Here is a 17,553-nt window from a genome sequence, read left to right as displayed (position 1 = left end):
CATTAAGTTTTTTCATTACGATATTCTTGAATAAAATAATCAGCTATACTTTGATAATTTTCAATAATTGCACTTCGAGGGTTTTCAGTTTGATATTTTTCCAACAAATATAGTTTTAGCCCAACACTAATTCTATAAGATAGCATAAATATAGATAACGCAAAACCATAAAGCCCATCTTTATAACCCTTCTTCACAAAAAAATAAACAACTTCTTTAAATCCTCTCCAAATTGTCCTTAATAAAGAGAAAGTTTCACCAGATTTTTTAGCATTATTAGCTTCAATGGTGGTATATCTATTTACCTTTTCCAAAAAATGTTCAACATCTAAATAACTAAAATGAATAAAAGAACAACTGGTATCTTTAAGATAATAAATACGTGCCGATGGAGTAACATGCGCAAAATTATGAATGCGATCAGAATATTGCATGACTGATTTTTTGAAAAAACGAATATGCATATTTTGTAAAGGCCCACATCCAGAAGCCTCCATTTTATGTCCAAAAAAATAATTGAGATGAGGTAATAATACCGCATCCCATTTTCCAGAGTCTGCAATTTCTATAATACGATTTCGCATTTCTTTAGGCACTAACTCATCTGCATCTACTACCAAAATCCATTCATTGTTAGCTTGATTTAAAGCAAACTGCCTCGCAGGATCAGCATAACCCATACGTTCATGAAAATACACCTTGTCTGTATACTCACGTACAATTTCAACCGTTTTATCATTGCTGTACATATCTACAACAATAATCTCATCCGCCCATTTCACACATTCAAGACAGTTACCAATATTCTGTTCTTCATTTAAAGTATTAATAATCACTGAGATCTTTGCCATTTTATATCCACCTTTGTAATTCTTAAGCTATTAATGAATACATAAACTTCAATTATAAGAATACTTATTACCATGCCGTAAGTATTTAGCCACATAGTAGCTGGGATGGATACAACTAAGAATAAGATTGCTGTTATTATATACATTTTTTGCATCGCATTAAATTTTTCCATAGAAAGTACAAACGGGTTTAACAACACATTCATCATTGTAAATAATATAACCAGTGAATAAATTTTAAGTAACATGATTAATTCAGGACTTATTTCACCAGTTATCAATTTAACAACCCAATCAGAAGAATAAACAAGAATAATACCTAAAACAACTCCAGTTGCTAAACCATAAAATAGTATTCGTTTTTTAAAATTTATATATTTACTTAAGTCGTTTGAAATTAACTTGCATAAATAAGGGTATATTGCTTGCGTAACGGGTTGAACCAATCCAACTATTGCTGATGCCACTTTCTGTGCAATGGCATAATATCCCGCAGCAGATTGTCCTGCTATAAAACCTGTAATTAGTACGGTGCCCTGTCCATATACAACTCCCGATAAAGTGGCAATAAATACTTGACCACCTTCCTTTAATTCATTTGCAATACTTGACCAGTACGCTGGCCTTGATAAACGTATTGAAAACTGTCGCCATATTACACATAAGCTAAGTAGACCTGCTATTACAAAGCCTAATGATTGTATGAATGCCGCCAAAAGGTAATCAGACTGTTTTTGGATAAATATAAAAATAGCTATAGTAGTAATAATCTTAGCAACTATATTAAGGATCGTTATATACTTCATTTTTTCCATTCCTTGAAAAAACCAAACCGGAAACATAACATTCCCTAATACCGTCAAAAATAATGCAAAATAAAGTTCCCATTCCAAGCGAAGCTTAGGTATAATTAATACCATAGCAGCCATTATCACAAAAGTTATTAATGTTAGGAAAACTTTAATAAACATTATTGTACTAAAGATCTCTGAAACCTTTTGTTTATCGTCACGATGAATGGCAATCTTACGCGTTGCAGTAAGATTAAAACCGTATTCAGTAATAACTACAAAGTAATAAATAAATGCTGAACCAAAGGCGAGCAAGCCGAATTTTTCTGATCCCAGTACTCTTACAAGGTAAGGTAGAGTGATTAACGGCAACAAATAGTTCGCTCCTTGAAGCACGAAAAGAGAAATCATATTTTCAATAATACGTTTTTTAGTACCCATAATATAAATTCCAACTTCTTTCTCATGGTGTTACCTTTAAATTTATATTAATTGAGTGATATTCGATAATTCATACTAGTAAGCACCATTTCTTCTTAAAACAATTACTATTGTTTTTAATAATATATTAAAGTCAAGTTTTATGGATTTATTATATACATAATATAATTCCAAATCGACTCTTTCAGGGTAGCCTACATCACTTCTTCCACATACTTGCCAATATCCTGTAATACCTGGTTTGACGGAAAGGAAATCATCGAGCTTATGCTTATATTCCTTAAGTTCTACTTCCACGACCGGACGCGGTCCTACGAGGCTCATATTTCCGATAAGCACATTAATTAATTGTGGAAGTTCATCTAAACTAGATTTACGAAGGAAATATCCAATTTTCGTAATACGCGGATCTTCATCCGGCTCAAGTTTATAGTTGTTTTCTATATATTTCTTGTATAAAGCTTCATCAGACTTAAGAACTTTCTCAGCATTTCGAACCATAGAGCGAAACTTGTAAATGGCAAATTTCTTTCCGTTTTCTCCGATTCTCCATTGCCTAAATATCACAGGCCCTTTAGGGTCTTGAATCTTCATAATTACAATTAGTAATAAAAATATAGGCATCGATAATACTATTCCGATAAACGCACCCAATAAATCTATAAATCTTTTTATTATGTAATAATTTTTAAACGCTATTCTAGTAGATGAAGTATCCTGAAGCTGAGTTATCTCACCCTGTATTACACTAGACGATTGATTGGATAATGACATTGTATCACCCTACAAATGTTATTTTTAAATACTTAAGCTTTAACTCTTATTAATTTCTCTTCAACTAATTGCGATAAATACTCTAATAGATTATTCCTCAAATCTTCGCGTTGTAGTGCAAACTCAATAGTTGTTTTAATAAAGCCCATTTTTTCACCAACATCATATCGGATACCTTCAAAATTATAAGCGTACACTTTTTCATATTGAATTAATTGAGCTATAGCATCAGTAAGCTGTATTTCCCCTCCTGCCCCGGGTTTCTGATTGTCTAATATCTCAAATATCTTTGGAGTAAGAATATAACGCCCCATTACCGCTAAATTAGAGGGCGCTACCTCTCTACTGGGTTTCTCAATCAAATTATGTACACCATATAAACGATTATCTATTTCTTTACTATCTACTATTCCATACCGCGAAACTTCATCAACCGATACGTTTTGCACACCTATTACCGAAGCATTATGACGCTCATATTGTTCAATTAGCTGTTTGAGACAAGGGGTATCGGCTTTCACAATATCATCACCTAACAGTACAGCAAATGGTTCATTTCCGATAAAATTACGGGCGCACCATATCGCATGGCCAAGTCCTTTTGGTTCTTTTTGACGAATATAATGAATATCAACCATATTAGATGACTTCTGTACTTCTCTCAGTAAATCGAGTTTACCACTCTTAAAGAGGTTTTCTTCTAACTCAAATGAATAATCAAAGTGGTCTTCAATAGCTCGCTTTCCTTTTCCTGTAACGATAATAATATCTTCAATCCCTGATTCGATGGCTTCTTCCACGATATATTGAATCGTTGGTTTATCTACAATAGGCAGCATTTCTTTAGGCATTGCCTTTGTAGCTGGTAGAAACCTGGTCCCAAGACCGGCAGCTGGTATAATCGCTTTTCTTACTTTCATAACCGCACTGCTCCTTTAATTCTCTACTATATACGCACATTATTCACTTATCTTGCACGCCATAATAGTAATAGTATGCTTCTTCATTAGTCTTGCGCTTGACGTTGTTAAGAACAACACCAAGAATACGTGCGTTAACATTTTCTAAATTTTTCACTGCTTTAGCAGCAATATCTCTCTTCACTTTACCTTGATCAACAACTAATATGACGCCATCGCTTTTGGTTGCAATGATCTGAGCATCGGTAACAGCTAATAGTGGCGGCGTATCGATAAGAATAATGTCATACATTTGCCGCAACTGATCAATAACTGCGGTCATTCTCTTCGAGGCCATCATTTCTGCCGGGTTTGGAGGAATTGCACCCGAGGTGATCACATCCAAATTAGGTATATCGGAAATCTGAATAGTTTCATCTATTGAGCATTGCTGCGAGAGAACAGAGGATAACCCCCAACGATTAGAGATCGAAAACGTATGGTGGGCGGTTGGCTTGCGAAGATCAGCATCAATTAGAATGACTTTCCTCTCAGATTGAGCGAAAGTAACAGCCAGATTCGTTATTGTTGTCGATTTGCCTTCTCCAGGACCTGCAGAGGAAACCATAATCACTTGAAGCTTCTCATCAACTGATGAGAAATCAATATTCGTCCGCAACGTACGGTAGGATTCAGCAATAGGCGACCGAGGATTCGTCATTGTAACGAGTTGACGTCTATTTTTCGATTGAGACACGTTCTAATTCACCTGCCTTATAGGTTTGTTTGGATTTACTTAGTTGGCTAGAATTAGCATCTTCTGGACTCATTCGTGATATCATGGCTAGCGTTGGTTGGCCTAAGTACTGCATTACATCTGCTTCAGACTTAATAGTATCGTCCAAATATTCAAGTAAAAAGGAAATACCAACAGTAAGCATCAGTGACACGATAAATGCGATTGCGATATTAAGCACGACATTTGGGGATACTGGATTTGGTTGTTCTGTTAGAACAGCTTCATTTAAAATCGACACATTCTCTACTTTGAATATGTGTTGAATCTCTTCTTGAAACACTTTGGATACTGCGTTCACAACATGTGCCGCATGTTTATAATCCACATCCTGTACGACTAATGTCATAACCTGTGTATTATTAACGGAGTTAACCTGGATTTTGCGGGAAAGTTCATTAGCCGTCAAACCTAATTGGGGATATTGCTCGGCCACTTTATCTAAAATTGCCGGCGTTTTAATAATCTCTTTATAAGTATTAATCATCATTATGTTCGAGTTGATTTGGTTGATATCCAGTTGGCTAGTTGTCGTCTGTGCAGCTGTTTGGTTAACAATGATTTTCGTTGAAGCCTCGTAAACAGGATCTTGAAATAATAAACTAAATGCGGCTGCCGCTGCAGAACAAATGAATACTGACAATAAAATAAGAGCTAATCTCTTCTTAAGAACAGCCATATACTGTCGCAAATCTAGTTCGTTAGACACTCTATACTCCTCCATTAGATACAATTCGGCAGGATAGATATAACCCCGTAGAACTATACTTATATACATAATAACCTAGAATCTATCATTAGACTACAAATTTCGATAAAAAATCTTCCTCCCATCTGCATGAGAGGAAGATTTTGTCTTAATTATAAGTTATTTGCCGAAATTAATCGCCCGGTAAATAATGACAGCCGCTTCTGCGCGAGTCGCGTTGCTGTTCGGTGCGAATTTGCCGTTGCTGCCAATTACAATTTCATGGCTGGCTGCGAATGCAACGCCGTCTTTCAATGAAGCGCTGATTTTACCGGTATCGGAGAAGCCTTTAAGAGCCGCATCCACGTCAGCTACATCGGAAGCGCCTTGCGATACTTTCAAGGCGCGAGCGATCATGGTTGCCATCTCAGCGCGTGTGATCGTAGCGTTCGGATCGAATTTCGAAGCGGAACGGCCGTTGATGATTTTGAGCTCTGCTGCTGCAGCCACGTAAGGTGCAAACCAGTCGCCAGCTTTCACATCGGCAAAGCCTTCCGTAGCGGAACTGTTATCCAGGTCAAGGGCACGGATTAGCATTTTCGCAAACTCAGCGCGCGTTACTTTCGCATCTGGAGCGAATACGCCTTCGGACTTACCGATAATTGCGCCTTTGGCAGCTACCACTTCAATCGAACGTCCAGCCCAAGCTTGAACTCTAGCTAAATCATTGAATGAAACTTTGTTCTCTACTACTACATAGGAAGAGAAAGTATCGCGCGGCTCAATGATATGGCCGTTCTCAATGCGTCCGCCATGGAATTCAAGCTTGCCGTCTACGATCTTAGCGATCGACAGCAATTCGATATCAAGACCAGTTGTATCGCCCAGCGGAATGCTGATTACGATTGGTTGGCTAAAGGTTGTTGTTGCTACTCCGCCAATTGATAAGTTGAAGTCATAAACTTTGGAAGCTGCTTTCAGACCGCCGGTTACTTCTTCGCTTGCATCGGACTTGTTGATCGTGAAGTTAATTGCGGAAGAGAATGTACCGCCAACTGGAAGATCTACTGTCAGATCGTCTACTTTAAGCGAAACAGCTGTAAGGCCCGCTTTAATGGCTTGCTCCATGATGGCAGTGGATAGGTCGATTTCAACATCGTCTTGTGCTACAGCGCCAAGATCGATCGTTACTTTAAGAGCAGAAAGCTCAGTGCCGGTTGCCGCTGCTTTCAAGCTATCAGCAATTGCAGCAATACCCGCGATTGCGGAAAGTGTTTTATTCTCGTCCAGCTTAAGAGCAGCTTTGCCGTCAACGATTGTAACTGTGTTCTTAATTTCTGCAAGCTTGTCAACAAGCGTTTGAGCTTCTTTGACAGCCTCTTCGATCAGCTTCGCTTTCTCTTCACCAGTCGCTTTAGTGATTGCGCCTTTGAGATCAACCAGCTTCCCAGCCAGATCTGCAGCTTCCTTCGGAACTTCGATTGTTACCGGAGGTGGAGTAATAATTCCGCCGCCAGGTGTTGGTGTAACGGGTGCAGGATTCAAGTGCAGATAAGCATTGTATAGAGCTAATGCAGCAATCGCAAATTTCCCATTATTATCAACCTTGATTTTAAGATTTGACAATACACTGGCAACATCTTCTGTTGTTACTCCATAGTAAAGGAGTATTTTTTCGACATCATATTGCTTATCAGGCAATGCAGCCAACGATTGTTCAAGAAGCTTGTTAAAGCCAACCGGATCGGTCAACAGAGCTGATAGTTCAGTGTAAGACTTCGTCCTCAATTGCAGCATGGCTTGGTCTTGAATCAAGAGAAAATAATTAACGATATTGTCTATCGTTAAATCCGGCACTTGAGCAGCAGATGCATAGCTTTGAAGTACGCCGTTATACTCGGTACGAATTTTTTCCAATCCTGTAAGCGACGGGTCATACGTCAGAGCTAATACGTCTACAAATAGATTTTTCAGTACAGCTATTTTAGCCGCTTGATCCGCTGGAGCAGTACCCTTCATAAACTTCGCTACAATCGGATCTGCGATGTCGCCTTTAACCGGATCTGACAAGCCGCTAATTACCGCACGAAGTTCTTGAACCTTGTCCAAACCGTTAGTTGCAATAAGCGCATCACGAAGCTGTTTCACTTTAGTCGTTACAGTCGCGCTCGGGAAAGCAGCAGATGCATAAGCAACCCCGCTTACTCCAAGCTTCTCCGCCAAACCTTTGTTGCTAAGCGGAATGCCAGCGAATGCGGACATAGCGACACTCGCTGCAATTGTGGATACTGCTAATTTTTTCCTTAATGTCACTCTCTCTCACCTCTATATTAGAAATAGTTGCATCCATCTACTAGATGAATGACTAGTAAAGCCAATTCGAATCTCTTGCCATATGTATTTCGTTGCACTACTTTCCCTGCTAACTCGAGCTATCTATTGAAGATATAGGAAAGAACTCGGCGCAAGGCACCCTCGGTTGAATTCGCAGCGAAGGGCTGCGGGTTAAACGGCTCGTCCTCCAAAACATGACGGGCATTGATTTGCAAGTAACTCTTCCACTGTTCTCCCATCCGCCTCTCAATGGCATCGTACGCTTCGCGCAGGCGAAAGCCGCGCCGCTCGATATGATGCGCATCCGAAGCTACGATATGTATGGAGCCATTCTTCAATAGAGTCCAAGCGGATTGCTCGATTCGTTTGCCGAATCCCCCTAAGAGCGAATGGGATGTAACCTGCGCGAACGCCCCGGCTTCCACCAGCTCGGCCAGCCGCTCGGGATGCTGCACAACCTCCGCATTTCGTTCCGGGTGTGCGATGATCGGTTTAAGCTTCATGACATTCAGCTCATGAATGAGCTCGATCATCGCCTTCGGTATGCGAGAGGACGGCATCTCCAGCAATACATATTTCGAGCCGGCTAAGGGGAGCAGCTCCTTCCTGTGCCAAGCCTCCAGCAAATCGTCATGAACTCGGATTTCTTGACCTGTCATAATCGTAACAGGCACACCCTTCGCACGTAACTGTTCGTTAACGGAGAGAGTGTGCTCAGCTACGTCGTCTGCTAGATTGGTATAGGACCCGTTGGCATGATGCGGAGTTGCAATGATCGTTGTGATTCCTTCTGAGCTGGCTGCCCGGGCCATGTCCAAAGTATCATCCCAATTCGCTGCGCCATCGTCCAATCCGGGTAAAATATGGGTATGGATGTCTATCATGCTGATCTCCTAACAGAATTTGATCAAAAGCACCTGATAGGCACGTTTGAGACTATTCTATCATAAATAAGTCATGTTATCAGCACTTTTCGATCTAATTCGACAGAACTATTTCAACCATTTCAGTATATCCTACATTTTCCAATCTCGTAAAGGCAATAAATGTAGAAGAAAGCGCTTTTCTGAAAAATATTTTTCTGCGCTATAGCAGCTCTTTTCGAAGCTCTGCGCCGGATTTTGGCGAAAGATACGCGAACGGAATGTCGAACACCGTCTTGGCGCCGGCTTGTCCTTCGCGGGCTAATTTATAAGCAGCACGGGCATAGGCCGCTAGTACACTTGCCGTAAATTCCGGATTGCTGTCCAGCTTCAGTCCGAACTCGATAATTTGCGTGCTGTTCACGCCCGTCTTGCCGCTGCGCAGCACTAAGCCGCCATGCGGCATCGACCCATGCTCGGCCTTCATCGTCGCTTCGTCAATGAAATGCACCGTCGTATCATAGTCGGCAAAATAGTTCGGCATCGCCTTGATTTCCTCCGCAATAGCCTCCTGATCAGCGCCCTCCTCTGCTGCGATATAGCATTCGCGGATATGCTTCTCGCGCGTTGCCAGCTCCGGATTCTCGCCGCCGCGCACGCGTTCGACCGCCGCCTCGCTGGGAATCGTGTACTGCACGCCGTGCTTCACGCCGGTCACCCGGCGAATCGCATCGGAATGGCCTTGGCTTACGCCCTTGCCCCAGAACGTATATTCCTTGCCCTCGGGCAGGATCGATTCCGCCAGCAGACGGTTCAGCGAGAACAAGCCCGGATCCCAGCCCGTCGAGATGACGCTGACCTTGCCGCTTGCTTTGGCCGCCGCATCCACCTGTTCGTAATATTCCGGAATACGCGCGTGCGTATCGAAGCTGTCCACCGTATGGAACAAGCGGGCGAACGCCGGTCCTTGCTCCGGCAGATCCGTCGCGGAGCCGCCGCACAGGATCATAACGTCGATATCGTTCACGAAGCGCTCTGCATCTTCAATCGAATACACTTTCGTCTCGGAAGGAATCGATTCCGGCGCTCTGCGCGTAAATATAGCGTCCAAGCGCATATCCGGATTTTGTTTGATGGCGAGTTCTACGCCGCGCCCCAAATTACCGTAACCTGCTATACCAATGCGAATCTGCTCTGCCATGATGCTGCCACCTTTTCGGAATATATTTTTAGACTTGCGAATGAATCGCTTAAATCCAGCCTCTCGCTTCCATAGCCGCTGCAATTCGTTTAATGGAAATCATATAAGCGGCCGTACGCAGGTCGGTGCTATGCTCTTGCGCAAGATCGCGAACCGCCACATACGATTGAATCATGTTCGTCTCCAGCTTCCCGAGCACTTCCGCTTCGCTCCAGTAGTAGTTCATGAGGTTCTGCACCCATTCAAAATAAGACACCGTCACGCCGCCGGCATTGGCGAGTACGTCCGGAATAACCGTGATGCCTTTGGCCGCGAGCACCCGATCCGCCTCCGGCGTAGTCGGGCCGTTCGCCGCTTCGGCAACGATCTTCGCTTTAATGCGATCGGCATTGACGGCTGTGATGACGTTCTCAAGCGCCGCCGGCACTAGAATATCTACATCCAGCTCAAGCAGAGCCGCATTGGAAATAACGAAGGACTCGCCATACTCGCGAATGGACGAATGATCCTTTAGCGCGGAGATTCTCTCGATGTCCAATCCGTTCGGATCATAGATACCGCCTTTGGAGTCGCTTACGGCTACGATTCGGCAGCCTGCCTCGCTAAGCAAGCGCGCCGCAATGCGGCCTGCGTTGCCGAAGCCTTGAACCGCCGCCGTCGCGTTCTGCACCGGAAGCTGCCTATCCTTCAGCGCGGCAAGGATCGTGTACACGCAGCCTTGCGCCGTCGCTTCGTTGCGCCCCTTCGAACCGCCGATAATAAGCGGCTTGCCCGTAATGACGCCAGGCGAATTGACGCCCTTCAGTCTGCTGTAAGTATCCATCATCCAGCCCATAATTTGCGGCGTCGTGTATACGTCCGGTGCAGGAATATCCTTGTCCGGCCCGACAAAATCAGCGATAGCCTCCATGAATGCGCGGCTGACGCGTTCCAGCTCGCCCTTGCTGAGCTCGCGCGGATCGCAGATCACACCGCCTTTGCCTCCGCCGTACGGGAGTCCGACAACGCCGCATTTGAAGCTCATCCACATCGACAATGCTTTTACCTCGTCAAGCGTCACTTCCGGATGGAAGCGAATGCCGCCCTTCGTCGGTCCGATCGCATCGTTATGCTGGGCACGATAGCCCTCGAACACGCGAATCGAGCCATCGTCCATACGAACGGAGAAGCTTACCGACAATACCCGTTTTGGCTGCTTCAAAATTTGAGTAACATGCTCCGGCAAATTCAAATACGCCGCTGCCGCGTCGATTTGCTGCTGCGCGATTTGATACGGATTTAACGTTTCTTCCATTACACTAACTGTCATTTCCGGTTCATTCCTTCACCCTAAAATTCGACTCGTCGAAAAGCCGCTTTTCTGATTCTACCTTGTCCAAAACCATTTTAAAAGGATTTTTTCGCAGAAAAGTGCAAATATTATGCGATTTAATCCATTGTCATGTAAGGTTTCATTTGATGGGAAATTGGGTGACATCTAACATCACAAGCCACATTCAGCTCCCGAGCCACATTCGGCTCCCAAGCCACTTTCGGCGCGCTATGTTGGATTTATTCACTAACTTAGATTGGTGAAGAGAAGCAGCATTTTGTTAAGTAAGTGTACATGGGGAGGTAGTTATGGGGAGGCGATTAGTCGTTGCGGCATTTTAGGATAGCGTAGTATAATAAGGTCATAATAAGAGTATAATAATACTATTAAGGGAGGGATCGGTTATGTATATTAAACCTTCAGCGGCAATAAGGAATAATTACAATGAAATTTCAGAGATGTGCAAAGAAACCGGCGAGCCTGTCTATCTTACAAAAAACGGCGAGGGCGATTTGGTCGTAATGGATATCGCGGCATTCACAAGACGTGAGAGCATGCTCAGGTTGAGAGAAAACCTGGTAGCTGCCGAAGAGGAAAGGTTAAGCGGAAAACAAGGCGTTTCGATTGCTGATGCAGCTTCCATGATGGAGAAAGCCGTCAAAGAGGTCATAGATGGAAAACGCAAATAGAAGCTATACCGTCATTATTTCGGATAAAGCAAGTGCAATGCTGGTTTCACATGCTCGATTTTTAGCGCAAGTAAGCGTAGAGGCCGCACAAAATCTGATCGATGATTTTAAGGCTTCTGCTAAATCATTGGAAAGGCTCCCAGATCGGAACCCCTGGTTATCCGACTCCGCTTTGCCCATTAATAAATATCGGAAGCTGCTATTATGCAAGAGATATCTGCTCATTTATCAAATAAAAGATAGCATGGTGTTTGTTGATTATGTAGTGGACTGCCGACAAGATTATGGATGGCTGTTGTAGTCGATCGGATAGCTGAGGATATTCGGTGAAAGGAATAAGCCGCTCGATTCGAGCGGCTTTTTTCCTTTTCACCATCTCACAGTCCTCATGAACCATCTGGTGTACAAATACGAGAGGTGCAGCACCAGCAGCATACTGAGCCATGAAAAGTACCATGTCCAATGCACATATTCAATATTATCGGTATAACGTTCAAGGATAACTTCCGTGAATGTCGTAACGGAAGGGAATGCTAATGCATACATTATTTTTCTGGACAACGATTTCCCTTGTGGAAAGTACAAATTGTAGAGGACGCTCATTGCAGGCAAAGCATAATATTCAAAAGTAAAACTCGAATTCGTTGCATTCGCAAAAAAACGAACAGGGTATTCGATTAAATTGTATTCAACGACAAGAAGCCCAAATAAACAAGATGGAACTTGCATGAATATGAAGCTAAGCTGGGCCTCATGCCATTTTCTTTTTGGCACAAACACGATTAATAAAATGGTCGTTATTATCCAAACGGCTGTTTCAATCATTCTTTCCAACAGCACCCAATTCACACCCCGAAATTAGATTGAATTATAAAAAGCACCTAAGCTACAAGGCGCTTCGTGTCACTTCAGCTTTTCAATAGGTATATCGAACATGAACCACAAAAATAAGATCATAATGATGGATATCCCCCATGCCAGAAGAGGATGTTTATAATGGATTTTAATAATTAAAAACATAAATACATTAAAGAACACAGACCACCACATTTCCCAGCCGTTATGATGTTTAATCAAATGCAAGTAATGGAGATTGATGTATTCCATAGATGAATATAATAAAGTCCAAAAAGCCACCCACAACGCTTGCTTCCATCTGCCTTGAGGGAATCGGCCAAGATAAATCAAGATCGTCGACGGATAGACGATAAACATAATCATGAGGCTGATAAAAGTATGATTTCGTAATATTTGCTCGCCAAAAAAAGTTTCTTGATAGGTCCACATCGAATAATTATAAAGGAGAAAGTTCATGAGCAGGTCGCCGCAAATAAAGAATAGGATAGTCGGATAATAATCCCGCCACCTCCTCCAATCTCCCCATTTTATACCGGCATATAAGAAAAGCGCATTGTATACGAAGTGCATTTACATACCGCCCTATATATGGTTTTTATTAAGCTTTTCCATATTGGCGTCAGCCTAATCATTTCAGCGCGGCATAGCTCTCTTTGAGCGCGGCGTAGCTGTCTACGATTTGTTGATGGATCGCGTGCTTGTGGGGGATACCCATGTGGTCGGTGATGACCTCGTGAATGCCCGTTTTGCGAATCGCGTTCTGGAGGAAAACCGCCTCCTCGTCCTTGTCGTAATCGAACAGGAGCGCAGCGGCAATCGCCGAGGTCAGGTGGGGGATATTCATGCCGAGCCGATGCGCCTGCAGAGCCGGCCTGACGAGCCGGTCATTCAAGCTCAGCTTGCGGAGCGGTGAGCGGCCGACGCGGACCACGTCATCGGAAAGCCGGGAATTGGTGAAGCGCAGCAGCATTTTGTTAATATATTTCCGATGCTTCTTCTCGTCCCAATGGTACTTGGAGGTGAGCAGACTTCCCGTCTCTAGCAGCACATTCAGCACTTCCGCCTTCAGCCGCGAATCCTTCATGACGTCCTGAATCGTATCGCATCCCTCCAGGTAGCCATGGTAAGCCGCCGTGCAGTGGCCCGTGTTAACGGTGAATAGCTTTCGTTCAATGTAAGGTTCCAATGCATCCACATATTTGACGCCGTCAATTTGCCGATGGCCCTCGATCATTGCTGAACGGTCAATCACCCATTCAAAATACGGCTCTACCGTCACCTTCAGCACATCCTCATGCTCCTGAATGGGTACGATCCGATCGACCGCCGCGTCCGGGAACGCAATGTAGTAATCCGCCTTCTCACGCCACTCCCCCGCCAAATGCTGATAAATCTGCCTCTTTAACAGGGAGCTGCCGGCAATGGCATTCTCGCAAGCGATAATGTGTAGAGGTCACCACGAACGTCACCTCGTAGCCCGCACCGGACAGAAGAAGTCCGATAAAACCTCTTCCTATATTTCCTGCGCCAAAATGAACAGCCTTCATCGTCCAGTGAACGACCTATTGGGAGATGCTTATCAGCTTGCCCGCTGCCATTTGGTTAAAATCGATATTCGCCAGTGAATCCGAGTGATAATAGTGGCGGGACTCGTCGAACGACAAGCTCCTCGTCATCGTATTAGGGACGACTATGCAGGCCATGCCTGCGGAGGCTGCAGCCCGGGCTCCGTTGGGAGAATCTTCGATCGCTACCGCTTCGCTTGCGCTCACGCCGAGACCGGCAAGCGTCTGCACGTAGAGCTCCGGATCGGGCTTCACCTTCGCCACGTCATCCGCCGTTCGGATGCATTCGAAATAATGCGCGATGCCGAGCTGGTCCATATATTTGTCGATCCATGCGCGGTGCGAGCTTGAGGCCAAACCAATCTTGAGGCCCGCTTCCTTCGCAAGCTCCAAGTAGTTTAGAATGCCTTCGCGCACCTGCTCGCTTTCCATGAGCGTCAGATATTCGAGGTTGTTCTAATGCCTGGGTGAAACAGCGGAAACCGTTGCTGTTGCTACATTTTTTGCAATTGTCGCAATTATTGCAAACACTTCCAAAACGGTTGAAAATAAATTTCAGTTGCTGGTCGTTCAAGGACAGCTTGGCAGCCGCGAGCGCCTGACACAGACCACTTCATCGAATAGCCAAATTGATGAAGCGCAGAAGCATTTTGTTAAGTAAGTGTACATGAGGAGGTAGTTATGGGGAGGCGATTTTGATATGTTATATCGTCCATGTGCGCCTCTAATGTAAATGATAAAATCTCTCCATCCCTGATTTTACCATTTTTCTAGCTATACAGCTCAATAGCAACAAATGCACTATTTCAGCACGGCATAGCTCTCTTTGTATGTTATTATAAATATTGAATTTTACATACATAATTTTAGGAAAGGAAAAATGCGATTGATAAAAAAATATCGCGCGTGGTATAATAATGAAAAACGTAATTGAATTTTACACAAATCCTAACGGAGCGAAGCCAGTTTTAGATTTTCTTGAGGCGCTCAAAACTGCTGGAAGTAATGACCCGCATTTAAAGCAAGTATTTTTCTTAGTTACAAACGGTTTACAGACTCTAGAGAATTATGGCGTAGCTCATGCTCTAGCAAACCGCATCACATTATCCCGTGATGATGGTAATCCGTATACAACTCTAATTGCCAAAGACCTTGTAGGGTTTGTTCCGTTGCTTGAATTTAGAATCAATTGGGAACCTAGTGCTGTCAGGATTGTTTTTATAGAACATCAGAATCAAGGTGTAAACTATTTGGTTATGATACGCGCAGTTATTAAAGGACAAACAACAGATCCAGCATTCAAGGCAATCCGAAATGAAGCATTTAATCTGATCTCCGATTTCCTAAAAGAGCCGAAGAAATACATTAGCTTATCTGAAGGGGAGAGTGAACAAAAATGACAGAACACAATTATGATTTTCCGATACCTGAAATCACTGATAGACCTCGTAATAAACCGGGGCACGACTTTGCTGAATTTATGCAAGAAGCTAGAAAAGACCCCGCGGTAGCAGAGTACTTAGACAGCTTTGCCGTATTTGTTGGAAATATGGTACTTGTGCATCGGCAAAAGGCCGGTTTAACCCAAAGCGAGTTGGCCAAACGTGCTCATACAACACAAGCACGGATTTCTCAAATCGAAGCTGGGTTTGGTGGAGTAAAACTAGATACGGTCGATAAGGTTTGTAAGGCACTTGCTATCCAACTCTTCGATCCAATGCAGCGTGAGGACGCGCCAAGTAAACTAGTAAGTATGGTTTGAAATCAATGGAGCTTGTTGAGATTTGATTGATGTCGGACAACAGAACGAATTTGGAAAGCTTTTAATTTCCAATCAACAAATTAAACCATTAACAGGCCATCCGCTTGGATAGCCTTATTTCTTTATAACTTACCGAACCGCTAGTGAATCCGAGTGATAATAGTCCATAAGTCTTTAACAGCTCGAGACGTTGCCCACATAATAAGAAAGGGTTGCCCGAACATCGTCCGATACTGACCTTGCTCGGCAACCCTTGCAACTGCGACCATGCTATACGATTTGGCCTTGCGGAGGCGCGCTTATCGGAAGCTCATTGCTGTCGGGCCGTTTGCGCTCGATGGAGATCCAGATGAGGCCTGCGGCCATGCAGCCGGCGCCGCACATTTGGAGCAGTGCGATCCGCTCATCGAACATAAAGTAGCCTGCAACAACTGCCGCCGCGGGAACCGCGTAGCGGAAGAAGTTGGACCTCGTCGCCCCCACCTTGTACATGCAGGCGTTCCATATGACAAAGGCTACAACCGTGCAAATGAGAACATTGTATGCGATCGAGAGGTAATGCCCAGTGCCGAGTTCTGCCCAATTCGTCTGGCCCCACCCGCCGAATGTCAGAGGCAGCATGAACAGCGTGCCGAACACAATCGTCCAGGTGCTGACCCGCAGCGCCGAATATTGCTTCATGAGCGACATGGAGCTCAGGTTGAACAGCGGACCGATGATGCTGACGGCGAAAGCCATCGCGTTGCCCAGCATATTTTCGGAGGAGAGGTTGAAGCTTTCGCCCCCGCCGAGAATGACGAGACATACGCCGACAATCGATATCCCGCCGCCCACGACGAGCCTCATTGTAATGGACTCGCGCGTGAATAATGGTGCGAATATCGCCGCAAAGATCGGCCATGGCGCTACATTAAGAAGCGATGCGTTGGCCAGCGTCGTATATTTGATCGAATACATGACCATAATTTCCAGCATTGTAACGCCGACAAGACCTATTAACGCCAGTTTCGGCACCAGCCGCCACGGGATGCCGACACTCCCCTCCGTCAGCTTTAGGATCAGAAAGAAAAAGGGGATCGCCAAACCAAACCTTAAAATCGAGAATACAATCGGGTTAAACGACTCCATCGCTAACCGCGAAATGCCGAAATTTGCTCCCCACACGACGGCGATCAGCACCAGCCCGCCGTAATTCAACCACTTATTATTCATGCTCTACACTCCACTATGCCAGTATCTCTCTTGTAAGCTAATTCCTCATTCATCATAAGGCATGAGTGGTTGATGAGGAAAGGGTATCTTTTGGCTATTTCTTATGCTTTTTGAACACCTGAGACCGCTTCGTGCGGCGGGCCATTACGCGACGGCATAATTCGTAAAGTAACATGTCGCTCCAGCGAACCTTGACAGTGTGCTGATTAGAGCTAGTTATTAGATCTATTTTGTTCATACGAGCCAAAGTGTGCTGAATAGATCTAATCTTTAGATCTATTCTGTCAGTCTGCCGCCGATTGCGACCATTTCCACCGAATCCGCCAGCTATAGCGCTACTTTTTAGATCTATTTTGTTCATACGAGCCAAAGTGTGCTGATTAGATCTAATTTTTAGCTCTATTCTGTCAGCCTGGCGCCGATTGCGGCCATTTCTGCCGTATCCGTCAGCTATAGCGCTACTTTTTAGATCTATTTTGTTCATACGAGCCAAAGTGTGCTGAATAGATCTAATCTT

General features: G+C 44.0%; 18 protein-coding genes and 1 pseudogene. 4 read left to right on the top strand and 15 right to left on the bottom strand.

Features of this window, described 5'->3' with window-relative positions:
* Positions 1–2: 2 nt before the first annotated feature.
* The 10 genes from L1N85_RS15175 to L1N85_RS15130 all read right to left on the bottom strand — a co-directional run bounded on the left by L1N85_RS15175 (position 3) and on the right by L1N85_RS15130 (position 10,947).
* Positions 3–851 (bottom strand): glycosyltransferase family 2 protein, encoded by an 849-nt coding sequence (locus L1N85_RS15175; RefSeq protein WP_235239925.1) that lies wholly within the window; start codon positions 849–851, stop codon positions 3–5.
* Positions 833–2,083 (bottom strand): oligosaccharide flippase family protein, encoded by a 1,251-nt coding sequence (locus L1N85_RS15170; RefSeq protein ID WP_235239924.1) that lies wholly within the window; start codon positions 2,081–2,083, stop codon positions 833–835. Before L1N85_RS15170 ends, L1N85_RS15175 begins: the two co-directional genes overlap by 19 nt.
* Positions 2,084–2,158: 75 nt before the next feature.
* Complete coding sequence (locus tag L1N85_RS15165; protein ID WP_235239923.1) at positions 2,159–2,857, bottom strand: sugar transferase; 699 nt, start codon at positions 2,855–2,857, stop codon at positions 2,159–2,161.
* 32 nt (positions 2,858–2,889) lie between these two features.
* A complete protein-coding gene (galU, locus tag L1N85_RS15160; protein WP_235239922.1) occupies positions 2,890–3,777 on the bottom strand; it encodes a UTP--glucose-1-phosphate uridylyltransferase GalU in 888 nt (295 codons plus the stop codon).
* A 43-nt stretch (positions 3,778–3,820) separates the two neighbouring features.
* Positions 3,821–4,513, bottom strand: coding sequence for a CpsD/CapB family tyrosine-protein kinase (locus L1N85_RS15155; RefSeq protein WP_235239921.1), 693 nt, complete (start codon positions 4,511–4,513; stop codon positions 3,821–3,823).
* The gene (locus L1N85_RS15150; RefSeq protein ID WP_235239920.1) at positions 4,494–5,261 is read right to left on the bottom strand and encodes a YveK family protein; all 768 of its coding nucleotides are present in this window, start codon (positions 5,259–5,261) and stop codon (positions 4,494–4,496) included. Before L1N85_RS15150 ends, L1N85_RS15155 begins: the two co-directional genes overlap by 20 nt.
* A 159-nt stretch (positions 5,262–5,420) precedes the next feature.
* Positions 5,421–7,553 (bottom strand): S-layer homology domain-containing protein, encoded by a 2,133-nt coding sequence (locus L1N85_RS27635; protein WP_235239919.1) that lies wholly within the window; start codon positions 7,551–7,553, stop codon positions 5,421–5,423.
* A gap of 119 nt (positions 7,554–7,672) precedes the next feature.
* Complete coding sequence (locus L1N85_RS15140) at positions 7,673–8,458, bottom strand: tyrosine-protein phosphatase (protein ID WP_235239918.1); 786 nt, start codon at positions 8,456–8,458, stop codon at positions 7,673–7,675.
* Positions 8,459–8,660: 202 nt separating this feature from the next.
* Complete coding sequence (locus tag L1N85_RS15135; protein ID WP_235239917.1) at positions 8,661–9,638, bottom strand: diaminopimelate dehydrogenase; 978 nt, start codon at positions 9,636–9,638, stop codon at positions 8,661–8,663.
* Between the two features lie 49 nt (positions 9,639–9,687).
* Positions 9,688–10,947: a Glu/Leu/Phe/Val family dehydrogenase gene (locus L1N85_RS15130; RefSeq protein WP_328285219.1), complete on the bottom strand. Its 1,260-nt coding sequence runs from the start codon at positions 10,945–10,947 to the stop codon at positions 9,688–9,690.
* A 407-nt stretch (positions 10,948–11,354) separates the two neighbouring features.
* On the opposite strand from L1N85_RS15130, the gene L1N85_RS15125 reads away from it, so the two are divergent.
* Together L1N85_RS15125 and L1N85_RS15120 are read left to right on the top strand one after the other, a co-directional pair.
* Complete coding sequence (locus tag L1N85_RS15125) at positions 11,355–11,639, top strand: type II toxin-antitoxin system prevent-host-death family antitoxin (protein ID WP_235239916.1); 285 nt, start codon at positions 11,355–11,357, stop codon at positions 11,637–11,639.
* Complete coding sequence (locus L1N85_RS15120) at positions 11,623–11,940, top strand: type II toxin-antitoxin system RelE/ParE family toxin (RefSeq protein ID WP_235239915.1); 318 nt, start codon at positions 11,623–11,625, stop codon at positions 11,938–11,940. The genes L1N85_RS15125 and L1N85_RS15120 overlap by 17 nt, the downstream gene beginning before the upstream one ends.
* A 68-nt stretch (positions 11,941–12,008) precedes the next feature.
* Here L1N85_RS15120 and L1N85_RS15115 read toward each other — a convergent pair whose 3' ends face one another.
* The 4 genes and pseudogenes from L1N85_RS15115 to L1N85_RS15100 form a co-directional block, all read right to left on the bottom strand.
* Positions 12,009–12,479: a CBO0543 family protein gene (locus L1N85_RS15115; protein WP_235239914.1), complete on the bottom strand. Its 471-nt coding sequence runs from the start codon at positions 12,477–12,479 to the stop codon at positions 12,009–12,011.
* Between the two features lie 63 nt (positions 12,480–12,542).
* Positions 12,543–13,067 (bottom strand): CBO0543 family protein, encoded by a 525-nt coding sequence (locus L1N85_RS15110; RefSeq protein ID WP_235239913.1) that lies wholly within the window; start codon positions 13,065–13,067, stop codon positions 12,543–12,545.
* A gap of 58 nt (positions 13,068–13,125) precedes the next feature.
* Positions 13,126–14,044, bottom strand: a pseudogene (locus L1N85_RS15105) (mannitol-1-phosphate 5-dehydrogenase).
* 15 nt (positions 14,045–14,059) lie between these two features.
* On the bottom strand, positions 14,060–14,494 hold the full coding sequence (locus tag L1N85_RS15100; RefSeq protein ID WP_235239912.1) for an HAD-IA family hydrolase: 435 nt from the start codon (positions 14,492–14,494) through the stop codon (positions 14,060–14,062).
* A gap of 485 nt (positions 14,495–14,979) precedes the next feature.
* On the opposite strand from L1N85_RS15100, the gene L1N85_RS15095 reads away from it, so the two are divergent.
* Entirely contained in the window at positions 14,980–15,462 is a 483-nt protein-coding gene (locus L1N85_RS15095) for a hypothetical protein (protein ID WP_235239911.1), read from the top strand.
* The gene (locus L1N85_RS15090; RefSeq protein WP_235239910.1) at positions 15,459–15,824 is read left to right on the top strand and encodes a helix-turn-helix domain-containing protein; all 366 of its coding nucleotides are present in this window, start codon (positions 15,459–15,461) and stop codon (positions 15,822–15,824) included. The genes L1N85_RS15095 and L1N85_RS15090 overlap by 4 nt, the downstream gene beginning before the upstream one ends.
* A 270-nt stretch (positions 15,825–16,094) precedes the next feature.
* On the opposite strand, the gene L1N85_RS15085 is transcribed toward L1N85_RS15090, so the two are convergent.
* The gene (locus L1N85_RS15085) at positions 16,095–17,036 is read right to left on the bottom strand and encodes a DMT family transporter (RefSeq protein WP_235239909.1); all 942 of its coding nucleotides are present in this window, start codon (positions 17,034–17,036) and stop codon (positions 16,095–16,097) included.
* Between the last annotated feature and the right edge of the window lie 517 nt (positions 17,037–17,553).

The sequence above is a fragment of the Paenibacillus alkaliterrae genome, from assembly GCF_021532375.1.
GTDB classification, from domain to species: domain Bacteria; phylum Bacillota; class Bacilli; order Paenibacillales; family Paenibacillaceae; genus Pristimantibacillus; species Pristimantibacillus alkaliterrae.
The sequence above is the reverse complement of the archived record's forward strand: the minus strand, read 5'-3'. Positions and strand labels throughout refer to the sequence as shown.